Origin of the sequence: Reyranella sp. (assembly GCF_965249915.1) — a bacterium.
GTDB lineage: Bacteria > Pseudomonadota > Alphaproteobacteria > Reyranellales > Reyranellaceae > Reyranella.
This window is the reverse complement of sequence record NZ_OZ252257.1, coordinates 1,544,962-1,568,790: the sequence shown is the minus strand read 5'-3', so window position 1 is coordinate 1,568,790 and position 23,829 is coordinate 1,544,962. Positions and strand designations below refer to the sequence as shown.

Annotated in this window: 30 protein-coding genes; 5 read left to right on the top strand and 25 right to left on the bottom strand. The window is 67.7% G+C overall.

Annotated features, from left to right (window positions below):
- The first annotated feature begins 3 nt into the window (after positions 1-3).
- From ACP15H_RS07835 to ACP15H_RS07825, 3 genes are all read left to right on the top strand, one after another.
- Positions 4-1,467, top strand: a complete 1,464-nt coding sequence (locus ACP15H_RS07835; RefSeq protein ID WP_425065645.1) for an amidohydrolase family protein — start codon at positions 4-6, stop codon at positions 1,465-1,467.
- A gap of 130 nt (positions 1,468-1,597) precedes the next feature.
- On the top strand, positions 1,598-2,608 hold the full coding sequence (locus ACP15H_RS07830; RefSeq protein WP_425065644.1) for an ABC transporter ATP-binding protein: 1,011 nt from the start codon (positions 1,598-1,600) through the stop codon (positions 2,606-2,608).
- The gene (locus ACP15H_RS07825) at positions 2,605-3,681 is read left to right on the top strand and encodes an ABC transporter ATP-binding protein (protein WP_425065643.1); all 1,077 of its coding nucleotides are present in this window, start codon (positions 2,605-2,607) and stop codon (positions 3,679-3,681) included. The genes ACP15H_RS07830 and ACP15H_RS07825 overlap by 4 nt, the downstream gene beginning before the upstream one ends.
- 7 nt (positions 3,682-3,688) lie before the next feature.
- On the opposite strand, the gene ACP15H_RS07820 is transcribed toward ACP15H_RS07825, so the two are convergent.
- Both ACP15H_RS07820 and ACP15H_RS07815 read right to left on the bottom strand, forming a co-directional pair.
- Positions 3,689-4,432 carry a hypothetical protein gene (locus ACP15H_RS07820; protein WP_425065642.1) on the bottom strand — a complete coding sequence of 248 codons (744 nt, stop codon included), beginning with the start codon at positions 4,430-4,432 and terminating at the stop codon, positions 3,689-3,691.
- A 10-nt stretch (positions 4,433-4,442) separates the two neighbouring features.
- The gene (locus ACP15H_RS07815; protein WP_425065641.1) at positions 4,443-5,465 is read right to left on the bottom strand and encodes an NAD(P)/FAD-dependent oxidoreductase; all 1,023 of its coding nucleotides are present in this window, start codon (positions 5,463-5,465) and stop codon (positions 4,443-4,445) included.
- Between the two features lie 289 nt (positions 5,466-5,754).
- Here ACP15H_RS07815 and ACP15H_RS07810 point away from each other — a divergent pair, with 289 nt between their 5' ends.
- Complete coding sequence (locus ACP15H_RS07810) at positions 5,755-6,087, top strand: hypothetical protein (RefSeq protein WP_425065640.1); 333 nt, start codon at positions 5,755-5,757, stop codon at positions 6,085-6,087.
- A gap of 11 nt (positions 6,088-6,098) precedes the next feature.
- Here ACP15H_RS07810 and ACP15H_RS07805 read toward each other — a convergent pair whose 3' ends face one another.
- The 9 genes from ACP15H_RS07805 to ACP15H_RS07765 form a co-directional block, all read right to left on the bottom strand.
- Positions 6,099-6,326 carry a hypothetical protein gene (locus ACP15H_RS07805; RefSeq protein ID WP_425065639.1) on the bottom strand — a complete coding sequence of 76 codons (228 nt, stop codon included), beginning with the start codon at positions 6,324-6,326 and terminating at the stop codon, positions 6,099-6,101.
- A 137-nt stretch (positions 6,327-6,463) separates the two neighbouring features.
- Positions 6,464-6,703: a hypothetical protein gene (locus ACP15H_RS07800; protein ID WP_425065638.1), complete on the bottom strand. Its 240-nt coding sequence runs from the start codon at positions 6,701-6,703 to the stop codon at positions 6,464-6,466.
- A gap of 61 nt (positions 6,704-6,764) precedes the next feature.
- The gene (locus ACP15H_RS07795) at positions 6,765-7,043 is read right to left on the bottom strand and encodes a hypothetical protein (protein WP_425065637.1); all 279 of its coding nucleotides are present in this window, start codon (positions 7,041-7,043) and stop codon (positions 6,765-6,767) included.
- Complete coding sequence (locus ACP15H_RS07790) at positions 7,027-7,281, bottom strand: hypothetical protein (RefSeq protein WP_425065636.1); 255 nt, start codon at positions 7,279-7,281, stop codon at positions 7,027-7,029. The genes ACP15H_RS07795 and ACP15H_RS07790 overlap by 17 nt, the downstream gene beginning before the upstream one ends.
- A gap of 9 nt (positions 7,282-7,290) precedes the next feature.
- The gene (locus tag ACP15H_RS07785) at positions 7,291-8,073 is read right to left on the bottom strand and encodes an N-acetylmuramidase domain-containing protein (RefSeq protein WP_425065635.1); all 783 of its coding nucleotides are present in this window, start codon (positions 8,071-8,073) and stop codon (positions 7,291-7,293) included.
- Positions 8,074-8,195: 122 nt separating this feature from the next.
- The gene (locus ACP15H_RS07780; RefSeq protein ID WP_425065634.1) at positions 8,196-8,534 is read right to left on the bottom strand and encodes a hypothetical protein; all 339 of its coding nucleotides are present in this window, start codon (positions 8,532-8,534) and stop codon (positions 8,196-8,198) included.
- Positions 8,534-8,731, bottom strand: a complete 198-nt coding sequence (locus ACP15H_RS07775) for a hypothetical protein (protein WP_425065633.1) — start codon at positions 8,729-8,731, stop codon at positions 8,534-8,536. Before ACP15H_RS07775 ends, ACP15H_RS07780 begins: the two co-directional genes overlap by 1 nt.
- Positions 8,731-8,982 carry a hypothetical protein gene (locus tag ACP15H_RS07770; RefSeq protein ID WP_425065632.1) on the bottom strand — a complete coding sequence of 84 codons (252 nt, stop codon included), beginning with the start codon at positions 8,980-8,982 and terminating at the stop codon, positions 8,731-8,733. Before ACP15H_RS07770 ends, ACP15H_RS07775 begins: the two co-directional genes overlap by 1 nt.
- Positions 8,983-8,990: 8 nt before the next feature.
- Complete coding sequence (locus ACP15H_RS07765) at positions 8,991-9,194, bottom strand: hypothetical protein (protein ID WP_425065631.1); 204 nt, start codon at positions 9,192-9,194, stop codon at positions 8,991-8,993.
- Between the two features lie 47 nt (positions 9,195-9,241).
- On the opposite strand from ACP15H_RS07765, the gene ACP15H_RS07760 reads away from it, so the two are divergent.
- Complete coding sequence (locus ACP15H_RS07760) at positions 9,242-9,634, top strand: hypothetical protein (RefSeq protein WP_425065630.1); 393 nt, start codon at positions 9,242-9,244, stop codon at positions 9,632-9,634.
- 9 nt (positions 9,635-9,643) lie between these two features.
- Here ACP15H_RS07760 and ACP15H_RS07755 read toward each other — a convergent pair whose 3' ends face one another.
- The 14 genes from ACP15H_RS07755 to ACP15H_RS07690 form a co-directional block, all read right to left on the bottom strand.
- Positions 9,644-12,376 (bottom strand): ubiquitin-activating E1 FCCH domain-containing protein, encoded by a 2,733-nt coding sequence (locus ACP15H_RS07755; RefSeq protein WP_425065629.1) that lies wholly within the window; start codon positions 12,374-12,376, stop codon positions 9,644-9,646.
- The gene (locus ACP15H_RS07750) at positions 12,373-12,972 is read right to left on the bottom strand and encodes a hypothetical protein (RefSeq protein ID WP_425065628.1); all 600 of its coding nucleotides are present in this window, start codon (positions 12,970-12,972) and stop codon (positions 12,373-12,375) included. The genes ACP15H_RS07755 and ACP15H_RS07750 overlap by 4 nt, the downstream gene beginning before the upstream one ends.
- Positions 12,973-12,984: 12 nt before the next feature.
- Positions 12,985-13,395: a hypothetical protein gene (locus tag ACP15H_RS07745; RefSeq protein WP_425065627.1), complete on the bottom strand. Its 411-nt coding sequence runs from the start codon at positions 13,393-13,395 to the stop codon at positions 12,985-12,987.
- A gap of 200 nt (positions 13,396-13,595) precedes the next feature.
- Positions 13,596-14,633, bottom strand: coding sequence for a hypothetical protein (locus ACP15H_RS07740; RefSeq protein ID WP_425065626.1), 1,038 nt, complete (start codon positions 14,631-14,633; stop codon positions 13,596-13,598).
- Between the two features lie 110 nt (positions 14,634-14,743).
- Positions 14,744-17,215, bottom strand: coding sequence for a hypothetical protein (locus ACP15H_RS07735; RefSeq protein WP_425065625.1), 2,472 nt, complete (start codon positions 17,213-17,215; stop codon positions 14,744-14,746).
- A gap of 33 nt (positions 17,216-17,248) precedes the next feature.
- Positions 17,249-17,659, bottom strand: coding sequence for a DUF6950 family protein (locus ACP15H_RS07730; protein WP_425065624.1), 411 nt, complete (start codon positions 17,657-17,659; stop codon positions 17,249-17,251).
- Positions 17,660-17,693: 34 nt separating this feature from the next.
- Positions 17,694-18,131 carry a hypothetical protein gene (locus tag ACP15H_RS07725; protein WP_425065623.1) on the bottom strand — a complete coding sequence of 146 codons (438 nt, stop codon included), beginning with the start codon at positions 18,129-18,131 and terminating at the stop codon, positions 17,694-17,696.
- Between the two features lie 69 nt (positions 18,132-18,200).
- A complete protein-coding gene (locus ACP15H_RS07720) occupies positions 18,201-18,917 on the bottom strand; it encodes a hypothetical protein (RefSeq protein ID WP_425065622.1) in 717 nt (238 codons plus the stop codon).
- Between the two features lie 124 nt (positions 18,918-19,041).
- The gene (locus ACP15H_RS07715; protein ID WP_425065621.1) at positions 19,042-19,677 is read right to left on the bottom strand and encodes a hypothetical protein; all 636 of its coding nucleotides are present in this window, start codon (positions 19,675-19,677) and stop codon (positions 19,042-19,044) included.
- Between the two features lie 9 nt (positions 19,678-19,686).
- Positions 19,687-22,107 carry a hypothetical protein gene (locus ACP15H_RS07710; RefSeq protein WP_425065620.1) on the bottom strand — a complete coding sequence of 807 codons (2,421 nt, stop codon included), beginning with the start codon at positions 22,105-22,107 and terminating at the stop codon, positions 19,687-19,689.
- A gap of 167 nt (positions 22,108-22,274) precedes the next feature.
- Positions 22,275-22,631, bottom strand: coding sequence for a hypothetical protein (locus ACP15H_RS07705; RefSeq protein WP_425065619.1), 357 nt, complete (start codon positions 22,629-22,631; stop codon positions 22,275-22,277).
- Positions 22,631-23,023, bottom strand: a complete 393-nt coding sequence (locus tag ACP15H_RS07700; RefSeq protein ID WP_425065618.1) for a hypothetical protein — start codon at positions 23,021-23,023, stop codon at positions 22,631-22,633. Before ACP15H_RS07700 ends, ACP15H_RS07705 begins: the two co-directional genes overlap by 1 nt.
- Before the next feature lie 34 nt (positions 23,024-23,057).
- Positions 23,058-23,516, bottom strand: coding sequence for a hypothetical protein (locus tag ACP15H_RS07695; RefSeq protein WP_425065617.1), 459 nt, complete (start codon positions 23,514-23,516; stop codon positions 23,058-23,060).
- The gene (locus tag ACP15H_RS07690; RefSeq protein WP_425065616.1) at positions 23,516-23,827 is read right to left on the bottom strand and encodes a head-tail joining protein; all 312 of its coding nucleotides are present in this window, start codon (positions 23,825-23,827) and stop codon (positions 23,516-23,518) included. The genes ACP15H_RS07695 and ACP15H_RS07690 overlap by 1 nt, the downstream gene beginning before the upstream one ends.
- Positions 23,828-23,829 lie beyond the last annotated feature (2 nt).

Genomic DNA, 23,829 nt, shown 5'->3' with positions numbered 1-23,829 from the left:
CTTATGAAGACGACCAGGATCGCCGGCCTCGACCACGTCGTTGCGTGGGACGAGGCCGAGGGGCGACACGTCTATCTCGAAAATGCCGATCTCGTGTTCAAGGGCAACGAGATCGCCCATGTCGGACCGGGCTACACCGGCCCGGTCGACACGGTCATCGAGGGCAAGGGGATGATGGCCATCCCCGGCCTCGTCAACGTCCACAGCCACCCCTTCTCCGAGCCCGCCAACAAGGGCCTCACCGAGGAGTATGGCAGCGACAAGCTCGGCCAGAGTTCGCTCTACGAATACCTGACGGTGTTCGGCCTCAACCCCGAGGATGCAGGCCCTTCGTCCAAGGTCGCGGTCTCGGAGCTGCTGAAGAGTGGCGTGACGACCATCACCGATCTTTCGATGGCGCGCCCCGGCTGGGCAGACGACCTCGCCGCAACCGGCATCCGCGCCGTCGTCTGCCCGATGATGCGCCAGGGCGTCTGGTACACGAAGAACGGCCACACCGTTGAGTATGCCTGGGACGAGAAGGCCGGCGAGAAGGCCTTCGAAGCCTCGATGGCGACGCTCGACGAAGCGGCAAAACATCCCAGCGGCCGGATCTCCGGCATGGTCGGCCCGGCGCAGATCGACACCTGCCGCGAAGGCTTCTTCAAGGAGGCCCTGCAGGAGGCCCGACGCCGTGGCCTGCCGATGCAGACCCATGCCTGCCAGGCTGTCGTCGAGTTCCACGAGATGGTCCATCGTCACGGCAAGACGCCGATCGAATGGCTCGACTCGATCGGCGTGCTCGGGCCCGACCTCATCATCGGCCATGGAATCTTCCTGAACGACCATCCGCAGATCCACTACCCGCACGCCAACGACTTCGAGCGGCTGCGCGATTCCGGCGCTTCGGTGGCGCACTGCCCGACCGTCTTCGCGCGGCGCGGCATGGTGATGAACTCGATCGGCCGCTACATGGATGCCGGTATCACCGTGGGCATTGGCACCGACACCTTCCCGCACAACATGCTCGATGAGATGCGGCTGGTCTGCTACCTCGCCCGCGCCATCACGATGAACTACAAGATGGGCACGACGCGGCACGCCTTCGAGGCGGCCACGATCGGCGGTGCCAAAATGCTGCGCCGGCCCGACATCGGCCGGCTCGCACCGGGCTGCAAGGCCGACTTCTCGCTGGTCGACATGAGCCATCCTTATATGCAGCCGGCGCACGAGCCGGTGCGCAGCCTGATCTACTCGGCCGGCGACCGCGCCATCCGCCACGTCTATGTCGACGGCACGCAGGTGGTGAAGGACGGCCAGGTCCTGACGGTCGATGTCGAGGCGGCCACCGCGGGCCTGGTCGAAGGCCAGCGCAAGCGACTCGAAACGGTGAGCCAGCGCGACTGGGCCGGCCGCACCGCCGACCAGCTCGCGCCCCCGGTCTACGGCACCCGCGATCGCCTGCCCCAGTCGCGGCCGGTGACGTGACCGCGATGAAGCTCGACCAACTCATGCTCCTCTCCCCCGCTAGGGGGAGAGGTTGGGTGAGGGGGTTACACCCGGCCTCGCCCCCTCACCTAGCCTCTCCCCCTAACGGGGGAGAGGAACACGATCGGCAATGATGACAACGGATACTCCCCTCCTCGAAGTGAAGGGCCTGCGCACGGAGTTCCGTTCCGGCGGCAGTTCGTTCGCGGCCGTCGATGGCATCAGCTTCTCGCTAGCACCCGGCGAGACGCTGGGGATCGTGGGCGAATCCGGCTGCGGCAAGTCGGTGACGTCGCTCTCGATCATGCGGCTGGTGCCCAACCCGCCCGGCCGCATCACGGCGGGCGAGATCAAGCTGGAAGGCCGCAATCTCCTCGACCTGCCGGAAAGCGACATGCGCGCCGTGCGCGGCGACGACATCGCCATGATCTTCCAGGAGCCGATGACCAGCCTCAACCCGGTGCAGACCGTGGGCGACCAGATCATCGAGGCCGTCCAGTTGCACCGCTCGCTCAGCGCCGCCGCGGCGCGCGCCCGCGCTCTCGAAATGCTGCAGCTGGTCAAGATTCCCTCGCCCGAGACGCGTCTCGACGAGTATCCGCACCAGCTCTCCGGCGGCATGCGCCAGCGCGTGATGATCGCCATGGCGCTGGCCTGCGACCCCAAGCTGCTGATTGCCGACGAACCCACGACGGCGCTCGACGTCACCATCCAGGCGCAGATCCTCGACCTGCTGCGCGACCTGCGCGAGCGCACGGGCGCGGCGATCATGCTGATCACCCACGATCTCGGCGTCGTCGCCGAACTCGCGCACCGCGTGATCGTCATGTACGCCGGCCGCATCGTCGAGGAGGCGCCGGTCGGCCTGCTGTTCGCCGACCCGCAACATCCCTATACGCTGGGCCTGCTCGGCTCGATCCCGCGACTGGGCAGCGACGGCGACGAGCGGCTCACCGCCATCGAGGGCGTGGTGCCCAATCCCTACGCCCTGCCGCCCGGCTGCCGCTTCAGCCCACGCTGTCCGCTCGCCGACACGCAGTGCCGTGCCGAGCAGCCCACCTTGCGCGAGATCGCGCCCGGCCACCGCGCCGCCTGCTGGAAGGCGCCCCTCGATCTCGTCCTGGCCGAGGCCGCCGAATGACCACCGAGCCCCTCCTCTCCGTCTCCGGCCTCGCCAAGCACTTCCCGGTAAAGCGCGGCATCGTTTTCCAGAGCGCCGTCGGCACCGTGCGCGCGGTCGACGGCCTCACCTTCGACGTCGCGCCCGGCGAGACGCTGGCGCTGGTGGGCGAATCGGGCTGCGGCAAGTCGACGACGGGGCGGCTGGTGCTGCGCCTGATCGAGGCCACCGAGGGCACGATCCGCTTTGCCGGCCGCGACGTGCGCGGCCTCGGCCGCGGTGCGCTGCGCGACCTGCGCCGCGACATGCAGATCATCTTCCAGGATCCCTACGCCTCGCTGAACCCGCGCCTCACCGTGGGCGAGACCTTGGCCGAACCGCTCCGCCTGCACGGGCTGGCCTCGGGCGCGGCGCTGCGCCGGCGCATCGACGAGCTGCTGGGCGAGGTCGGCCTCTCGGCCTGGCATGCGCTGCGCTACCCGCACGAATTCTCCGGCGGCCAGCGCCAGCGCATCGGCATCGCCCGCGCGCTGGCCTCGCAGCCCAAGCTGATCGTCTGCGACGAGCCGGTGTCGGCGCTCGACGTGTCGATCCAGGCGCAGGTCATCAACCTGATGCAGGACCTCAAGGGCAAGTTCGGCCTGTCCTACATCTTCATCGCCCACGATCTCGCCGTCGTGCGCCACATCGCCGACCGCGTCGCCGTCATGTATCTCGGCAAGATCGTCGAGCTGGCGCCCAAGCGCAGCCTGTTCGCGCGGCCGCGGCACCCCTACACGCAGGCCCTGCTGTCGGCCGTGCCGGTGCCCGATCCGACCGCCCAGCGCGCCCGCATCCGCCTGACCGGCGACGTGCCGAGCCCGCTCAACCCGCCCAGCGGCTGTCGCTTCCACACGCGCTGTGCCTACGCCCAGGACCGCTGCCGCAAGGAGGAGCCCCCGCTTCGTCCCCTGCAGGACGGCGCCGGCGCCGACGGCCAGGTCGTGGCCTGCCACTTCGCCGAGAGCATCGTGCCGCCGACCCTCGTGCCGGAAAACGACCCACCCTACGCCCGCCGACTGGCTGCCCTGCGCAAGCTCTCCGTGGCCGCCTGACGGCGGCTCACGCGAGGGCAATCACGTCCTCGACTGCCGCCTCCAGGACGAGGTCGTCGGAGGCGCCGAGGAGCCAGAGCGCGGTCACGTCGAGCGTCAGGATGGAACGGTGCCACCAGCGCTGGATGAGGTCGTGCAGCGCCGCCGCTTCCACGGCCTCCAAATGATCGACGAAGTTGAACAGGCCGACGAGGTACAGGTCCGTCTCGGGCCTGCCGAGAGCGCTCTGGATCCGCCGCAGCAGGTTCATGCCGTTCCGACACTCCGGGTAGACGCGCAGATAGAGGCGGCCGACGTTGATGTTGCCGGAGAACAGGCCGCGCACCTCGACACGCAACGGACCGAGCTGGCTGAGCGCGGCCCTCTCGTCGTCGGAAACATGGTACGGCACATCCTTCGACAGAGATCCGCAGATCGTCGCATGGAGTTTGTCGCCGCGCTTAGGCAGCAGGTCCCAGGCGATCTTGTTCGCGAAGGGCAACTGCCTCAGCTCACCGTCCAGCTCCCGATACGCGGCGGATTTCTCCAGCTCGTCCGGAGGGATCGGCAGGACCAGCGAGAAGATGCGCTCGTGCCGTCCCATGCGATACGTGGCACCGGGGCGCGACGAGATCACGTCGGCATGATCCGGTGCAATCAACGGCAGATGCGCGAGGCGATAGGCCTCGTCCAGCTGGAGCTTCTCTCCCGGGACGAACCGCGTCCGGTTCCGCTCGTAGCCGAGTTCTGCATCGGAGCAGAAGGTGTCCACGGCGGCCCGCTCAGGCGTCGGGCACGCCCGAAGTCGTCGAATACTCGAAGTGCAGCGGCGTCTCGGGATGGATGAGTGCGTAGGCCGAGCGCGCGGCGATCGCGGCCTCCGCGAAGCCCGTCAGGATCAGCTTCAGCTTGCCCGGATAGGTGACGACGTCGCCCACGCCGAAGATCCCGGCCTTGCTCGTCGCCGCGGTCGCCGGATCGATCTCGATCTGGTTGCGCTCCAGCGCCAGCCCCCACTCGGCGATCGGACCGAGTGACATCGATAGGCCGAAGAACGGCAGCAGCACGTCGGCCTCGATCCGCTTCGTCGCCCCCTCAAGGGTGGCGACCGTCACCGCCGTCAGCTGGCCGCCCGCGCCTTCGAGCCCGTGCAGCTGGTACGGCACCACGAGGTCGATCTTGCCCTCCTTCGCCAGCGCCTTGAGCCTCGCCTCGCTGTCGGGCGCGGCCCGGAACCGATCGCGGCGATGGATCACCGAGACGCGGCTCGCGATCTCGGCGAGCGACAGCGCCCAGTCGACCGCCGTATCGCCGCCGCCCGCGATCACCACCCGCTTGCCGCGGAAGGTCTCGCGCTGGGTGACGTAGTAGAAGACGCTCCGGCCCTCATAGGCCTCGATGCCGGGCAATGGCGGGCGGTTGGGCCCGAACGCGCCGACGCCGGCGGCGATGATCACCGCCTTGGCCTGCAGCACGGTGCCCTTGGAAGTCGTCACGCGCCAGAAGCCACCGGTGAGCGGCTCCAGCGCCTGGACCTGCTCGCCCAGGTGATAGACCGGCCGGAAGGCCGCCGCCTGGGCCTTCAGCCGGACGATCAGCTCGGCCGCCTCGATGCGGGGAAAGCCGGGAATGTCGTAGATCGGCTTCTCGGGATACAACGCCGTGCACTGCCCACCGGCATCGTCGAGCACATCGACGACATGGCAGTTGAGGCGGACCATGCCGCACTCGAAGACGGAAAACAGGCCGACCGGGCCCGCCCCTATGATGATGACGTCGGTCTGCTGCGTGTGTCCGGTGGCCATGATCGCAAATTGGCGCAGATGATGCGCAAATGAAAGGCCCCCGGCCGCACACTTGAAGCGCGCAGAACCGGGGGCCGGAATTGGTAGCTGGGGGCGACCTCGTAGCAGACGAGCAGATCAACGACTTAGCCGCTCCCACCGGCGAGGCTGTTGCATAGCGGCGCAAGGGTTTTCCCGCAAGCGGCTCCCACCGATTCGCGCCAGCACCGCCAGCAGCCGCGCACCCGGCTCACAGCGCCATGCCGAGACGGTGGCTGACGGCCGCCGGCGGCGGCCCTACCTTGGCGCCATGGCCCGTCCGAAGCGCAGCCCGAACAGCCACCAGCTCCGCCTGAGAGCCCTGCCCCATTTCGCCCGCATGCGACGCGAGGAGCCCTTCCGTGAGGCGGACAAGGCCGACTGGCAGGCCGCCGCCGATCGCATCGCCGGGCCGGCAGGCTGGTACTCGGTTGCCGGCACACATGCCGACTGGGACTGCAAGCTGATCCACTTCGCCACGGCGGCCGAGGCCGAGGCGATGCAGCGCTGGATCGCGGAGGCGGGTATCGAGACGCGGCCCGTGCCGGGCGCCTACCAGGGGCCGCAGCTGGGCGTGGCGGGCGCCGGCGTGACCAAGGTCTAGCCCGGCAGGTGTTACACGCCGTGTAAGAGCTGCCGGCCGGCGTCGGTCAGACAGACGCTATGCCCGCCCTCGACCAGCAGCCAGCCGCGATCGACGGCCAGATGCACCGCCTCCTGCGTTTCGCCACCCTCCGAGATCCCGGCCAGCGACCGCCACTGCATCGGCCGGCCGCCGGTCGAATCGTAGAGCGCCCGTATCAGGTGGAGCGCCAGGGATTCGGTCTTTGTCTTGCGGGCCATGCCGCACGATGGCACGCGACCGGACACAAAAAAAGCGCCCGCCGACCCGGTGAAGGGCCGACGGGCAGTTTAGGGAGGAAACGCCCAAGACGGGCACCTCAGCGGACGGTATGCGCGACCGCCGAGCTCAAGGTCGATCAGCTCTTCGGTAGATCGACGAACTCAGTGAAGACCAGGTCGTACGTCTTGCCCGGCACGAACTGCTCGAAGGCCGCTCGGTTCGTGATGACCATGCGGAGCGACGCCTGAGGGGTCGCCTGCGAGAAGCTATAGTTGGGACTGGACTTGTCGGCCGAGTAAGCAGCGTTGAAGAACACCTCGCGATGCCCTCCGAAGTCGTTGACGTTGCTGCAAGCCATGCGTGCTTTGACGGACATATCGCTCTCCAATGAAGATGCCGGGGAAATGACCCGCCCGGCTCGGGATCTCGTGGACCGGCTAGTTGCCGATCGATGGCTTGAGGCACTCGGCGTCGCGGACCTTGTTGAAGCCCAGCAGCCAGCGGACCAGCGATCCGAACACCGCCTCGCCGGATCCGACCTCGACGCTCTGGCCGTCATCCTTCAGCACCGTGACGCGCCGCGCGGCATAGACCGTCTTCTGGTCGGCCGTCGTGTGGTAGCGGTCGGTCAGGGTGCAGAGCGTGCTGGTCGCCACGACGACCGGCGGCGATTCGCAGGACGCCGCCCCGAGCGGCAGGCTAATCGAGGCGATCAACAGCATCCTTGTAAGGGGTCTTGCTGACTTCATCATCGACCTGGTCCTTCCGTTCCTGCGCCTTGCGGACGGTGTTGAGGGTTTCGCTCTGGACGGCGTTGGTGACGGCGGCCGCGCCGGCCTTCTTTCCTTCGGCGAACTGGTCGCGGAGCAGCCAAGCCGCGGCGCCCATGAGCAGCGCGGCGATCAGGGTGATGGCGCCCACTTTGGCGAGCGGGGATGCGAGGAACGCGGGCATGGCGGCCTCCTACAAGCCCAGCGCCTGGCGCGTCATGACGCCGACGATGCCGTCGACCACGAGGCCGCGCGCGCCCTGCAGGCGCCGGACGGCCGCGAGGGTGACCGGCCCGAAGTCGCCGTCGGCCAGCACACCGAGCGCCGTCTGAAGAGCCGCGACATCGGCGCCACGATCGCCGGCGCGCAGGACGCGCGGCGGGGGCGCTGCGTCGCCCACACCGCCGGCATAGAGCGCGGCCGCGGCGCGCAGCTTGACCGCGTAGGCACCGCCGTAGCCGCCGCCGTTGTAGAGCGTCTCGACCGTCTCCCAGTCGCCGATGCGCAGCGCTTCCTGCAGCGTGTCGTCGGCATCCACGTAGCGCGTGAAGGCGTCCATCTGGCCGTCGTCGCCGTTCGCGCTCATGCTGGCGACAAAGACGTCGATGCCGGAGTAACCGAGGCGCTTCCAGTGGTAGCCCATCACCTGGAAGCCGCCCCAGCTTGTCGCGGCATATGCTGCCACCTGGTCGAGCTCATGGGCGCGCCGCACCTGGTCCCACGCGCCGGCCTTGGTGCGGGCCGCGAGATCCGGGTTCCACGCACGGCACGACAGGTCCGGGTGACTCGCGTTGAAGCGGTAGTCCGTCAGCTTGCCGAACCAGTGCGCCTCGAAGCGCACCGGCACCGCGAGGCGCCCGTCGAGCACCCAGAAGGTCTCGCCCGAACTCTCCACGGCGGACATCGCCATGACGTGCGGCACGGGCACGCGCAGATGCGCGGCCGCGCGCTGGTAATCAGCGGCTTCGAAGGGCATGAGGTGCTTTCCTCTGGAGATCGCCGGCGGCCGGCAGCGCCTTCACAGGCGCGGGAGGCCGCACGGTGCAGAAAAGATCACGGTGTTGAGACAGACAGACGCCGCTGCCGGATGCTGCCGGGCTAAATGAGCCCGGCCAGCAAGGCCGCCACGGCGAACACGAGCAGCCAGCCCCATTCGCCGCAGGCGTGCTTGAGCGACGCGCGGACGAACAGCGCGCCGCCGATGATCTGGAAGAGCCGACCGAAACCCGACCAGGTCAGCGCATCGGCCGGCCAGGACGCGATGCCATAGACGTAGACCACCAGCTCGCGGATCAGCGTCCCGATCAGGAAGATGCAGAAGGCCAGGAGGAAGTCCCGGCGGTTGGCCGTCCGCCACCGGAAGGCACAGGCACCGACGCCCGCGGCGCAGAGCAGAGCCAGCAGCTCGGACGTGTTGTGCACAAACGGACCGCCCATCATTTCCCCTCCGGGTTGCCGGCCAGGTCGTCGCCGATCGATTTCAAGCCATCGTCCAACGGGATCTCCTCGAGCTGCCGGGCCAGCCGCCTCAGGGACCGTTTGAAGTTGAGCCGCGCCGCCTCCTTGGCGCGCTCTGAAGCCTCGCTCTCCTTGCGAAGCACCTCGACCTCGTCGCGAACCTTCTTGAAGAACATCACGGCCTGCCCTTCAGCGCCGCCAGCGCCAGATCCATGGTGGCTTTCATGTCCTTGAGCGATTCGGCGACGAGGCGGCTATCCTCCGATTTCTGCTGGAGCATCGCCTTCTGCGCCTCGAGCTGATCCCTGAACATCTGGATCAGCGACGTGCCGAGTTTCCACGCGACGTAGGCCAGGCCGATACAGACGGCCGCCAGGATCAGCTGAGCGGAGCCGCCGCCCAGCAGCTTGATCGTTTCGATATCCATGGCGGCCCCTACGATTGTCGTGCGAGATCGACGAGCCAGCGGACCAGCCGCTCGCTGAGGGGATGGACGCCCGAGCCGTCGGCGACATAGTCGATCCCGTCGACGCCCGAGAGCGCCACCAGGCGGGCGATCTCCTCCTCGGTGAACGCGGCGCTGCCGCCGCCCTCCTCGCAGCGGACCACCGCCGCCTGCAGGAATTGTTCATCGTTCATGGTATGCTGCCTCCGCAGCCGATCCTTCCTGCGGCGGAGAGCCCGCGATGGCCGAAGTGCCCCTGAGAAACCCGTTCGCGGTCAATCCCGAGGCGGTGCCGCCACCCTCCGGCGCCGGGCCCGGCATCACGGAGCTGTTCCGGCGCGTCGTGGCGGGCGAGCTCGACGCCACCGAATCGCTCGAGGCGCGCCTGCTCCTCATGCAGTTCCTGTCGGGCGGCGCGACGGTGGTGCTCAACGGCCTCTTCCTGCCGGATGGAGCGCTGGATATCCGGACGCGGTCCTTCTTCATCGATCGCAACGTCGGCGTGCGCCTGGTCTCGAATTCCGACTGTGTCGAGGCCGCGCGGGACGCCACCTTCGACGGGCCGATTCCCAGCGAGGAGGAATCGGTCGGCGTCAAGACTGTCGCCGACTGGTTCCGGGACCAGAAGAAATAGGTGCCCACGTCAGCTCACCGAGACGTTCATGCCGGCGATGCAGACCCCGTTGGTGGTGTCGGCATTGAGGGTCACTGCCGCCGAGCCGGCATTGTTGATCCGGAATGAGATCCTGGCCTTCAGAGCCGGCGTGATGGCCGAGGCGATCTCGATGGATTCGTTGTCGCCGGTCGAGATCAGGGGATCGTGGTTGGTGCCGCCTTCGGTAACCGATGCCGCGAAGAAGAGGCACGGCGGCGTGCCGGCCCCGACCGTCTGGTTGGCGACGCCCGAAGCCGCGCCGTTCACGACGTTGCGGGCATTGAGGCGGGTCCAGACGTCGCCCACGGCGGGATTCGACGGGCGGAAGACGGCCGCCGCCTTCAGCGCCCCGCGCGCGCCGGCCGTGATACCGGTGAGCGCGGTTTCCGTGCCGGCGAGGATCTTGATCCCGAGCGCCGCGCGCGTGCCATGGGTGGCCGCGCTGGTCTGCGACAGGACGTTGGAGAATCCCGACGGCGTGACCAGCGACGGCGCCGACGTGATGACGTTCTGCGAGAAATCGAACAGGATACAATAGTCGCCCGCCTGGAGGCCGGACGGCAGCGAGATGGTCGAGCTGTCGACCGACGTCCCGAACCCGACGAACGACGCCGAAAGCGGCGGGTTGAGGTTGATGGTCGGGGCCGGCAGCACGCCGCCGGGCAGATCGCCCAAGGGCAGCGTGTTGATGTACGGGTAGAAGCTCGAATGGCTGGACGAGCGCGACCACCGGCCGTCGAACCCGCCCGGAATGGCCGCGATGAGCGACGCGTCGCTGATCGCGGTGACGCCTGCCGACGTGCCCGAACCGATGCCGGTCGCGCTGCCGGTGCTGTCGACATCCCATCGCACGTTGGTGAGAGTCGAGCCGGCCTGCACGTTGCCGATCGCCGCGCCGACGCGCAGGAAGCCGGTGCTGATGCCCGTGCAGAAGCCCTGGTCGATGACGCAGCCGCTGAGGGTCTGGCCGAACAGGCCGCCGACGTTGGCGCCGGTCGTCCCGTCCAGATTCACCAGGCCGGAAACGTTGCCGAAGCCGACGAACCCGGTGATGACGGCGGAGCCGCGCACCAGGCCGCCGACGCCGCCGAGCACCCCGCCCCCGGAGACGTTGCCGTAGCCCGTGACATCCTCGACGATGCCGTAGGTCTGGCCGAAGATGGTGCCCAGATTGGAGCCGTAGTCGCCGTCGACATCGCGCTGGCTGAGAATGTCACTGAGCGAGATGCAGCGCCGCAGCGCGTTGGTCGAGATGGCCCCGCAGCCCAGGATGCCACCGACGCTGTTCGCACCGGTCAGCCTCGTGCTGAGATTGAGACAGTCCTCGGTCCGGCCGTCGCCCTGGTAGCCGATGATGCCGCCGGTGTAGTTGGCGGAGTTGGTGTTGTTCGAGTTGAGAAGGTTCGCCTCGTTGATGCAGAAGCGCACGAGGGCGGTCGGGCTGCTGCCGATCGTCGGCAGTCCATTGTCGCCGCAGAGGCCGCCGTGCCACGAGCCGGTGGTCTTCGACGTGCCCGGCGCCTTGGGCGACATGAAGAGATCGCGGCTGGTGACGTTATTGCCGGCGCTGACCGAATAGGTGCCGACCCCACCCGGCGTGCCCGTGAGCTGCCCCGTGACCGTCTGCGACGCGGTGACGATCGTGCCGGGAATCGAGTTCGGCGCGTAGACGTACTGGCCGTTGATGATCGAACCGCGAGCGATGCTGCTCACGGTCATCACATTGCTTGTGATGCTGCCGGTGAAGACCGCGCCGGTATCGTAGTAGTCGGCCAGGACGGGCGTGAGGTTGTAGCCGCCCGCCGCGATGCTGACGCAGGATGCGAGGGTGCGGTTGTGCTCGAGCAGGCCGTGGTTCGAGCCGACCAGCGGCGAGTGATAGCAATTATAGGCGAAGCTGTTCAGGACCACGGCGCCGGCGGCCGTGCAGAACCTGACCGTGCCCGCGCCCAGCGCGACGCCGCCCGAGACATAGGCGCCATATCCCGTCGTGTTGACGCCGATGCTGAATGTATTGGCGTCGATCCGGGCGATCGTCACCGTCTGACCGTTGAGCTCGGTCATGCCGACGATGTCTTTGAGGTAGAGCCGCGCCCCGGTCTGCATGCCGTGGTTGGCGATCGTCATGACGCCGTTGGCGGCCCGCGTGATGCCGGTGATGGTCTTGTCGGTCCATTCGAGGTTGCGGCCGACGAGCCCGGCGAACTGGCCGCCCGAGCCCGAGCCGAAGACCTTCATTTCGGTCCGGACGTACTCGATCGTGCCGCGGTTGAACGCGCACAGGCCGCCGACCGTGACGCCCAGCAGAAAGCGGTTCTGCCCGTCGATCGTCTCGCGCTCCCAGGCGGTCTGCCTGATCGTGCCGCCAATGGTCAGGTTCTTGATCTTGCCGGCGCCGCTGTTGTCGCCGATCTGCGCGAAGATGCCGATGTCGCGGCTGGGGACGGCCGACGTGTCGGTCAGGCGGAAGCCCCGGAACTTGTAGAACTGGCCGTCGAAGGTTCCGGTGTAGGCAGCCGTCGTGGCCAGGGGCGCGGAGGCGAAGACGCCGTCGCGCTCGGCGTTGTAGTCGCCCAGCAGCGTGACGTCGGCGGACGGATTGGCGTCCAGCATCGTCTTCAGCTGCGCCAGGGTGCGCGCCCGCCCGACGCCCGCCACCAGAAACCCCGGCCCGCGACTCGGCGTGTCGAGGAGCGACCGCTTCCGGCCGACGAAGCTCACGGCACGAGGACCAGGGTCAGGACGCGGTTGCCGCTTTGCGTGACGGGCGTGCCCGACGTGCCGCTGCGAAATTTCAGGTAGCGGGCGCCGAGGAAGTCCGGGAGGTTGATCACGATCGCGCGCGAAGCGGCGCAGACCACCGTGTATTCGACGCCATAGGCATCGTACTTGTCGACGAAGGTGCTGTTGTCGACGCTCTCCTTGAACGTGAGATCGGCGGCGGTCCAGCCGGCCGGCATGATGATCAACGCCAGTCGCGCGCTGCCACAGTCCACGGCCCCCGAGAGGCCCGTCGCGTCGCCCCCGGTGATCGTCGCCGTCGCCGTCGTACTGTTCGCGCCCTGCACCGTCAGCGTGCCAGCCAGCGCGGCTGCGATCGTCTTGAGCCGGTCGAGCAGGGTGTACGCCGTGGGCGAGGCCTGGACCTCGCCGATACGGCTCAACAGATCCACGAAGCCGACGATGCGGGAGAGGAGCCCCTTCTTCGTCGAGCCGGTCGCTTCCTCGGTCGCGACGACCGCCGCGATCTTGGCTGGATCGTCGGCATCTCGCAGTCGCGCGGGAAGCGCGAAATCCCGCAGGTTCGCTTCGGACATCGACAAACTCCCTTAGAGGCAGACGAGCCAGGCGCCGCCTTGCGGACGGAGAGACAACTCTGCGGTATCCTCGCAGCGCACCGAGGTCGCGCCGCCGACGAAGCTGCCGATCAGCACCAGGTTGTGGATCGGCCAGGTGCCGTCTTGATCCAGGATCATGATCGGCGCATCGGTGTCGTCCGGGCTGTCCGGCAGGGTGACGTTGATGGCGCCGGCTGACGTGTCAGCCCGCAGCCGGTCGCCTGCCACGGCCACGTAATCGGCAGTGATCACCGTCCACGCCGCCAGGGCCGCGACCAGCTCGGATCGAGAGATCCGCTTCAGGGTCGCCGCGGACGTATCCCAGACGAGATGCAGATCGTCCGTCGCCAACTCGGCCGCGGTGATCGGGTCGAGCGCAGGGACGCGTTTAATATCGGCCATGACGCGCCCCGGTGCTCGCAGCGCAGCGAGAGCGCCAGCAGGCGGCAGGGCCTGCAGGCGCGCAGCGCTGAAGGCCCGAGAGCCTGCACGGTGCAGAACGGATCATCTTGTCGCTCCACGATGAATTCATGTGAACGTGCGCAGTAGGAACCGAGTGAGCTCCCGGGCTTGGTTACAAGCCCTGCCGCTCACCCGCGCCGCTAGCGGCGCGACCACTCGAACGAATCGACGGCGGCCTTGACGCCGACGCCGGCGGCGCTGGCCTGCATCGCCAACTGCCGGCTCGTGTCGGTGCGGGCGCGCTGCTGGTACTTCACGACGGCCGTGACGCCGGAGACGAACTGGCTGCCGGGCGACATCGAGATGCCGATGTTGATGCCGGCCAGGCCGAGACCGCTGCCGATCGACGGCGTGATCTCGTTGTGATCGGGGCAGTTGATGTCGAGCGCCACGTTGTGACCGGTCATCTCGACGGCCAGCGTGGCGACGACGGAGATGCCGGTCGGGACGCTGGGCAGGCTCACCAGCGAGCGCGCGGTGCCGATCGTCTCGCTGACATCGGTGGCCCGCAGGTCGCGCGCGATCTCGAGGCCGCCGCCCGGCAGCTCGTAGGAATGGAACGGGCCGACCTCGCCCGAGGCCACCTGAAACCAGCCGATCGGCCGGAACAGCGTGTAGCCCGAGGGCAGGCTGGGTGCGGTCCGCGACTGGTCGAAGATGTAATCGACCGTCTGGGCCGACACGTTCAGCACGGCATGGATCCACCAGTCGCCGTTGGCGGCGCTGCCGCGACGGCCGCCATTGCCATTGCCGGCGGCCCAGGAAGCATCGTAGCGCTTGGTCAGCGCCACGCCCTGGATCAGCGCCACGCCGGTCGTGTCGATGCCCGCGCCGGCCGCGATGTCGATGTCGTGCAGCGGGTCGCTGCCATTGTTGACCGAGGTCCAGCCGGAGATCAGCCCCTTGGCCCCGCCGATCGCCAGCGACGAGGCCGGCACGAAGGTATTGGCGACCGTGTCGACATATCCCCAGACGATCCAGTCGGTGCCGTCATATTGCTTCAGAGTCCACAGGGTCGACGAGGGCGTGTCGTCGTCGAGCCACAGCATGCCGCTGTAGAGCGTGGACGGCGCCGACGAGCCCTTCATCAGCGAGCCCAGAGCCTGCAGGGCGCTCTGAATGTCGCCGCGCACGGTGGTGCGGCTGGCATTGTCGATCGTGAGATCGTGCTGGGACATTTAGCGATGATCCTTGTCTTCGTTGCTGCCGTGCAGGCTCCCGCGCCTCCGGGGCTTGTGACCAAGCCCCTAAAGGCGCTGCCGCCTGCCGAAGTTTCCGAGCGGAGGGGTTACGTTTTGGCCTCGACCACCACATCGAGCTCGGAAACTTCCAGCCCGTAATCCGTGTCGGCGGCTGCGAAGCGCAGTTCAAATTCGAGGCCGCGGGCGGCGAACTCGGCGACCAGGAACGGCGTCCACTCGCCCCACACCGGCGAGCCGGCCGGGTCGTCATCGGTCTTGCGCACCCACAGGCGCGCCGTGACCTCGTTGCCGCTCACGACCTCGTCCCAGCTTTCCTCGGAGTCGCACAGCTCTGTGGAGTCCCAGAGATCGCTGGTGTTCACGACCTGGCCTGCGATGCGGCCGGTCACCCGCACGTTGGTCGTCGCGGTGAGATCGACCGGCCCGAACCGGTAGGCGCCCGACGCCTCTCCGGCATCGAGCACCAGGTTGCCGCCGCTCACCGCGCAGTTGGTCTTGGTCCCGCCGAAGGACGGGTCTTCGGCCAGGGTATCGAGCACCGACCAGCCGTCGGCATTGCCCTGCTCGATCGGCCAGCTTGCCGTGCCGGTCGAATACTGGCCGGAGGAATCGCGCCAGCGGAACAGGTAGGTTCCGGTGGCGCAGGGCAGCGCCCCGCCGGCCGAGTTGCCGGTGAAGGGCTTGCCGACCGGCGTCGCCGTCTCCCACGACGCACCCGAGAGCGCGGGATCGTGACGCACCACCATGGCCCCGCCGATGCGCACGTCGAGATCCGGCGTCGGGTCCCAGTCGAACAGGACGGCATTGCCCAGCACAACGCCGGTGACGTTCTGCGGCGAATCGGGCGGCGCCAGCAGGCCGCGGATGTCGCGGTAGACGACCAACGGCTCGGACTCGGTCACCCGGTTGCAGGCCGCGACGCCGAACACCCAGGAGCCCGGCGCGATGTCGTCGATGGTGGTGGACAGTCCCGTGACCCTCGGTAGGCGCCGCCACTCGGTCTCGTCCTGCAGCCGCCAGAGCGGCTGATACTCGCGCACGAAGCCGTCGGGCGACGCGCCCCAGGAGAGCACCGCCCTCGCCTTCACGCCGATCGCCCGGGTCTCGTAGAGCTCCTCGAGCACCGCCAGGCTGGCCGGCGGCAGCACGTCATAGAGGCCGGGCAGCGTCGTGTTGGGGGCCGGGTCCAGGACACTCTCGTCGAGCGCCGGGTTCCAGGCATAGATCGACTCGGCGGTCTCGCGCAGGTCGAGATCGACGCCGATCACGCCCATGCCCTGCCCCTCATCGCCGCCGGGCCCGAAGCCCATCACGTGGCGCACCGCGGTCACCTCGAAGGGCTTGTCGACCCAGCCCAGCTCGGCGATCGTGAAGCGCTCGACGTCGCCCGGCACGCTGCGCAGCCCCTTGGGCTTCATCGGCGCGGTGAAGGTGATGGGCTGCCGCGCCTTGCGCATGTCGATGCGGGCCAGGCGCTGGCACATCGAGGCGGTGGCGGTGAAGTCCAGGGCGACGTCCTTGAACTCGCGGCCGCCCCCATCCTCGGCCTCGTAGGCGGCCGAGGTGACGGCCGGGAAGTCGTCCTTTTGGGAAAGCTTAGCCGGATTCTTGAAGGTGCCCTTGATGGCGTTGAAGGAATCGGCCTTGGGCTGGAAGAACTGGACGCTGAACGTGTCGCGGAAGTCGGCCAGGGTGAAGGAAGGGAACTGCGGCTCCTCCCAGGCGGCGGCCTTGATGGTCCACTTGCCGCCGATGAACATGGCCTTGCCGACGCTGGCGCTCAGCAGCTTTTCGAGATTGTCGACGAAGGGCGTGTCCGAACTCAGCACGCCGTTGGCGGTGAAGCGCTTCTCGGTGCCGCCTTCCTTCAGCGGCACGGTCTCGTCGCAGACATTGGCCGACGCCTCGAGGGCGTCGAGATCCATGTCGTCGTAGGAGATGCCGCGCCCGTACTTGGCGTCGTTCAGCCAGGCCGCCACGGCCAGGGCGGCATTGTCGCTGAAGGCGGTCGTCCCGGTGCGCAGGTCGTAGAGTTTCTTGCCGCGCACCACCCGCCACATGTTGGGCAGGCCCTGGGTGAACAGGCCCGGATTGCGGTGCAGGGCGATGTAGCTGTAGGCGACGCCGGCGCCGCGATGGGCCGAGGTCCACTTCGACGGCATCTGCTGCATCAGGCCGCCGGCCGCCGGTTGATCCTCGGTGCCGAGGAAGTCCTGATAGAAGACGTATCCCTGCCACTTGTCGTAGGCCCCGCCGGCGCCATCGAGCCGCACCACTTCGTCACCGAAATAGAGCTCCTCGTAGCCGTCGATTTCGTGACCGGCCCATTCGACGATCAGGTTCAGGATGCGCTTGTTGTCGCTGGTGCCCCAGAACACGATGTTGCCCTGCACGCGGGACTTGCCGAAGACGATGTTCTTGGCGTCGGCGGCGCGCGGCAGGGTGAGCTGGCTGCCCGGATCGCGAGAGAGCTGGCCGCCGAAGGATTCCTGTTGCGGCTTGGCGATCAGGGACTGCAGCAGGCGCATGCCGACGGAGAGCGCTGCCGAAACAGCCACCGTGACTAGAATTGGTATGAGCGCCGGCATGAATCAGCCCACTTTCCAGCCGCTAGTCCAAAGGCCGCGAGGAACCCACAATAAACCAGTCGGCCCAGGCGTAGCGGCGGCAGACCCGACAACCAGCGCCAGGTGGAGCCCACCATCAGCTTCGAATGATATGACGTCGCCACGCTGCGCCAGCTTGGGCGTGGTCAGGCGGGCACCAAGCAGAGAGTCGATCCAGACCTCCACGCTGCCGCCGTAAGGCGCCAAGAAGCGCGCGACAGCAAGCCGAGACGCAGGGCGCCCGACCTCGGGCACCAGCAAAGTGCCGGTCAGAGCGTGAATACCGTCGATAACGAAACCGCCGCAATCGTTGGCGCCGTACTCGTACGGCCGCGAACGGCGCTCGGCGATGAAGGCGGACAGCCGCTGTGGCCAGTCCGGAAATCTCAGCAACATGGCCTGCCCTCGCACCGCGGCGCGAGGGCCGCCGCTACCTCAGTTCGACAGCTCGCTTGCCTCTAAGCACAAGATCGCGACCAGCCGGCGCAGGAACCTCGCCGATCTCGCAACGCGAGTTCCACAATCCCGTCGTGGCACGCGTCTCGACAAAACGGACCTCGCCTGCCGAAAGGGTCACGGTGGTGGATTTGCTAGCCTCGCCGCCGGCGCATCGGACGTCGAGCGTGCCCGGCGCCATATCGACCCTGAACCATGTGAAATTGCCCAGAGGTCCCAGGGACCTTGCGCCGACCGTTACATTTATCAGAGTGCCGACATCGCCACCCCGAACGACGTAAAGCGTGGCTTCTCCACTCGGCGGGGCTCCGAACTTCTTACCTTCGGTGTCCGCTTGAGTTGTAGCCAGAGGCACCGAGGCGGTGTCACACGCCGCCAACAGAACCGCGATTGCCAGAATGGTTTTGCGCATTTGAGGCCTCCCCCTACCGGGAAAGTCGCAATCGCGCCTCCGGTCGTCAAGGACGCCCGACGCATGGAACTAGGCCCCGCCCCAGTCAATTACTGCATCAGAAAGCGGCCCCACATACTCGTAGAAGAGGTCGCCGGGGTGGTCGATCTGCTGGTCTTCATGGGTCGCGCGCCGTTCGCGGGCGCGCTCGAAGTCGGCCATCTGCGACGAGTAGCGGATCGAGAGCGTGGGCTTCGCCGGGTCGATGGTGGTGTCGACGATGTCGAGCAGGCCGCGAAAGACCTCGATCGGGTCGTCGATCAGCACACCGGCCGGCTCGCCGATCTCGAAGGCCGGTGCATCGTCGCCCAGCACATAGGGACCGGACGGGTCGGAATCCGCCCCCAGGGACCAGCCGGTGGTCAGCAGGCCCTCATAGATCACGGCCGGCTTGTTGCGTTTGAGGTAGGTCAGCGCCAGCGAGATCAGCTCCGGGACCGCCGGCATGCCGATGGTCATCGACGTCGCCTTCACCTCCGCCGTCTCCTCGACCTCCGAAAAGCCCAGCAGCCACCCCACACCCAGCCAGTCGTGACCGTTCCAGGTGGTCGTCTGCCCCGGCCGCCCGGTCCACAGACGCAGGGTGGCGCCGCTGTTCTCGATCTCGACGAAATAGACCGGATAGAGGATGTCCGCCTCTATCGCGGCCTTCATGGCGTTGGACATCAGGCGCGGCATCAGGTGCTCGCAGCGCAGCGAGAGCACCGGCGGGCGGCAGGTGCTGTAACCAGCACCGGGAGCCCGCACGGCGCATAGAGAGTGGCGGTGGCGAGACGACTCATGACGGTGATTTCTCCATCGTGCGCCATTGGAACCGTGCGGCTCCCAGGCCTGTTTACAGGCCCTGCCGCCGCCGACACCTTGCGCGCGGTTACCCGCGCAAGGTGTCAACGCAGTCGAAAGCAAGATCGTAAAAGCCCGCGGTATCGGTCGGAACTTCGACGACGTCCGACGTCCGGTTGAACACGCCCACCGGGTTGGTCAGCACGATCGCCGAATTGTCGGCCGGCGATTCGCGCAGCGCGGGCCAGAGCGAGAGTGCGGCCTCGCCGGATCCGCTGGTGTTCACGACTTCAGATATTTCGTGCAGCCGGGCGGTCGCACCGGCGCCCAGCTGAATCAGATCGCCGCGCTTCAGCCAGGCTGCGACGGAGGCGGGTGCGCCATCGATCAGCAGCGAACCGCCCGACTGGCCCGCCCCCTTGACCAGAGGCGTTCCGGGGTTGAACGCGGCCGCGCCCAGAGGGGCGGGCCGCGCCGGATCGCCCAGCAGGAAGGTACCCGAACGGCCGCGCAGCGAGCGCAGCCAGGCTGCCCATTCCTGCGCATCGGCGCGTTTCATCGACACCAGCGTCAGGGTCGGCGTCCAGCGTTGGTAGGGCCAGACGATCGCCTGGCCGTCACCAGTGAACGGTGACGCGACCTCAGCCGTGCGATCCTGTGACGCCCAGTTGCTCGAGCGCCATTTGCGCGTCGAGGGCAGCGCCAGCGGATAGGTGATCGACACGCGCCTCTCCTAGCGGAACGTCTTGCGCATCGACGCGCTGGTGCGCCGCGCCTCGATCATCCCCGCGATCGCGCCCTGACGCGCCCGCTGTTCGACCAGGGCGAGCTGACGCTCCATTTCGGCGCGGGAGACGACCGACCCGACCTGCACCGTCATCGGCATGTTGATGACGGGCGACGTGTCCATGATCGCAAGCTGCCGGTCTTCCGGCCCCGATGTGCCCAGAAGCCGCGCGAGCTGGCGCTGGTTCAGGATGGTGCCGGACGTGTTGGGAATATCCAGTTCCCAACCCTTCTCGCCGACGATGCGCGGCTGGCCGGCCGGATAGTTGCCGCCCTCGGCGAATCCCCACGACGCGCTGAGCCCGGACCAGGCGTCGCCGCCCCCGCCGCCGCTGCTGAACAGGCCGGAGAAGAATCCGCCAATCCCACCGCCGCCGCCCCCAGAGCCCGAGCCGCCGAACAGGTCGATGATGCTGCCGCCCGACTGGCCCTTGCCCAGCCCAAACAGCTTCATCAGTTCCGACTGCGCCAGCGCGATACCGACATTGGCGATCATCTGCAGCATGGCCTGGCCGAACTTGTTGATGTCGAGCACGCCGGTCGTGGCCCAGTCGTTCACCGTGGACTTCACCAGGTTGAAACCGTCGTTCATCAGGCGCTTGCCGGTCTCGAACTCGCTGTTGCTGCGCTTCCAGTCGGCGGCGGCCTGCTCCATGCCGGCCAGCAGCCCGTCGACCCCGCCCATCGCGCCGCGCGCCTTGCGGCCCATATCCTCGGCCTTGTCGGTCGCCTCCTTCATGGCCACCGTGTAGGCGACGACGCTGAGCCGGTCGGTCTCGCGTGCCTCGTTCAACCGCTTCGTCTCGGCCGTCAGAAAGGCGGTGCCGTCGCCCATGCGACGCTCGATCTCGACCGCATCGCGCATGGCGGCTTCGCGGGTCTTGATCTTGGTTTCCAGTTCCTCGTGGGCCTTCACCAGATCCTTGATCTGGGCGACGCGCGGGTCCTTCGGATCGTACTTGCCGAGCTTGGCCAGCTCGTCCGCGATCTTCTTGCGCAGATCGACCTCGCGCTGCAGATCCTCGAGCGGCGTCTTCGTGCCGGCACCGAGCGCGTCATAGGCGGCCTGTGCCGCCTCGACCTCGCCCTTGAGCTGGTTCACCGCCTCGCCGATGCGGTCGCGGTTGCTGCCGCCGGCGCGACTACCAGGAACAACGGGATTGGAGGTGCCCGCGGTCTTCGGCGCATCCTGCGCCGGCAGGCCGCCGTTACGCAGATTGTCGTCCATCGCCGGAATCTCGACGGCCTTGCGGCGCGCGGCGGTAAGCCGATCATAAGCTTCGAGCTCACGCCGGGCCGCATCCACTTCGTTCTGGCGCATCCCGATAAACCGGTCACCTTTCGGCGCCCGCGACAACCAGTTTTCCGCATCGGCCAGGCGCTTGGCCAGCTTTTCGCGGTCGAGGGCGTCGCTCTGGTTCTGGCTGAGGTCCTGGACCTTTCCCGTGGCCATGGCGCCAAGGACCTGGTTCCAGTCGCGCGCCTGCATCGCATAGAACAGCTTGTCGCTCTCCTCTCGCGAGGTCTTGAGGCCGCGCACGATTGCCGCCGTCTTCTCGGCGATGATGTCGAGCGCCTTGGCCTCGATCGGCGCCGCTACCGTGGCGTAGAGCGCCGTGAGCTGCTGCTTGGCGGCCTCGGAGGCATCCTTGGACTTGTTGAGTTTCTCGGCGATTTCCTTGTCGACGATCTCGCCGAAGCTCTTGCCGCGCTCCACCAGATCGCCGATCGGCACGCCCAGTTCGCGCAACAGGGGAATCAGCCGGGCGCCCTTCTCGCCCAACAGCGCGGATCCCAGCGAGGCGCGCGTCGAGCCGTTCTCCACGGCCAACAGGGCGCGCGACGTCTCCATCAGGAGGTCGGGCATCGGGCGCAACTGCCCCTGGCTGTCGAGGATCTTGATCCCGAGCTTGTCGAAGGTCTCGATCGCGACCTTGTTGCCCTGCCCCGCGTCGCCGACGTTCTTGTTGAAGGTCGCGACGGTCTTGTTCAGCTCCTCGTTGGTGACGTTGGCGCGGCGCGCGGCGCCCTGCAGCGCCTGCAGCTCGTCGGTCGTGATCGACAGGCGGTCGGCCAGCGGCACGAGGCCGGCCACGCCGTCCATCGTGGTCTTGTGAAAGTCCGCGAAGTCCTTGGCGACATCGGCGAGCTTGATGCCGGTGAAGACGCCGGCGGCGGTCTTGGCCACGTCGCCCAGGGTCTTTCCGAACTTCTCGGCACTGGCGAGCGTCGCCGCGCTGGGACCCGAGGCCTTTTCGGCCTCGGCCATCGACGCCTGGATCTCCTTGACGGTGCGGATGATCGCGTCTTTGCCCTGCGCGGTGAGATCGCGCAGCGCGATCTCCATCCATAGACGCTCGGTATCCATGAGCTACTCCAAACGTCTTTCGCGCCGATCCGCATGCCAGGCGATCAGCATGTTGAATTCGGCAACTGCCATGGAATCGAGACCGGAAACAGGGCGGCCGAGCCGATCGGCCAGCCACAGCCGCGTCTGCCAGTGGTCGAGCCGGGCCTGCTCACGTTCGGCCGGCGTCAGGCTTTTGGGGAGTCGCCCCCGTCGGCTGCCGCCGCATTGTCTTCGTTCAGCAGCAGGAGCATGGCGCCTGCGACGCGCATGACCTCGGCCGGGTCGGCCTCGTTCAGCAGCTCGGTCTCCTCGACGTCCGCGAAGAGCGGGCGACCGGCCTCGTCTTGGGCCTTGACGACCAGCAACCGGGCGTGGCTGCGATGGCGCCAGCCTTCACCGCCGCCGAACACGCGGTCCTTTTCGCCCAGCGTCCAGGGAGAGCACCAGACATCGAGCCCCCAGGCCGGAGACTTGATACAATGGCGCTTGTCCTTGGTCGCCGCGTAATGCGCGATGATCTTGTCGATTGCCCGACCGGACATCAGGTCACCGTCGGCCGCGTGCCGGCGCCGGTCTGGCGGATCGTGCACGAGTAGGTGATCTTGCCGTCGAGCGGCCCGGTCTGGTCGGCCGATTCGATCAGGCCGCTCCCGGCGTAATACTTCTTCCCGGTGCCGTCACCCTCGGGATAGAGCTTGAAGTCGACGGAAGCCCCGCCGACGAACAGCTCCTGCCCGTCGCTGTCCGCGGCGTTGTAGTTGCCCTGGATGGCGTAGGTGGTCTCGCGCCGGCCGGCCTCGTAGGACTTGTCGTCGCCGTCGCCCATGGCGCCATTCTCGACCAGGTCGCTCTTCTGCGAGCGCGTCCAGTTGGTGACGCCCGCCACGACGCCCGAAGCGCCGATGACCAGCTTGCCGTTCTTGCCGTGAGCCATGAAGGCCTCCTCTCTGAGAGATCGCTTGGGTGGATCAGTCGATGATGGCTTCGGTCGGGCGACCTTCAGCCGTCTGGTAGTGGACGCGGAACTCGAGGCGCAAGCCGCCATCGAGGCGCTCTGCCCTATCCTCGATGCGGGTGCGCGTCTTCGTGAGTTCGGCCAGGGTCGCGAGGCCGCCGAAGGTCGGACCGTTCAGGATGGCCGGCTCGACCTCGGCCGCGATGGCATCGAGCAGATCCTGCAGGTCGCCGCTGTCGGTTCCCTTGGCGCGGGCCTCAACCATCAGCATGACCCGCCGCTCCTGGAGCGCGGGGCTGCCCATTGCCGTCAGCCCGGTTTCCTCGTCGTCGGTGTAGACGAGCAGGGTCGGCAGATGATCGGCGCCCAGCGCGCGCATGCGGCCCAGATACACGCGTTCGGCCGTGGTCGGCAGCCCGGCGAGCTGGACCGCGACGGCGCGGCGGAGTTGGGCGCGGACGTGGAGGGTCATCAGGTGCCTGCCGCCTTGAGTTCGACGACGCAGAAGCCGGTGCCGTCTGGGAGGATGCGGGCGCAGGCGTAGGCCACCGCCTCCCCTGCCACCGAGACGGCATCGTCTTCATCGGCGCCGGCGGGCAGCGAGGATTCCAGACAGAGGAGCTTGGGCACCCGATCGGTGCCACCCGCTCCATAGCCGTCCTCGGTGCTCACCGCCGGCCGCTCGAAGATACCGAGAAAGGTCGCGGGCGCGCCGGCCCAGGTGATGTCGACGCCGAAGTCCGCGATGAAGGCGGCGCGGTCATCGGCGGATTCGACGGACATCG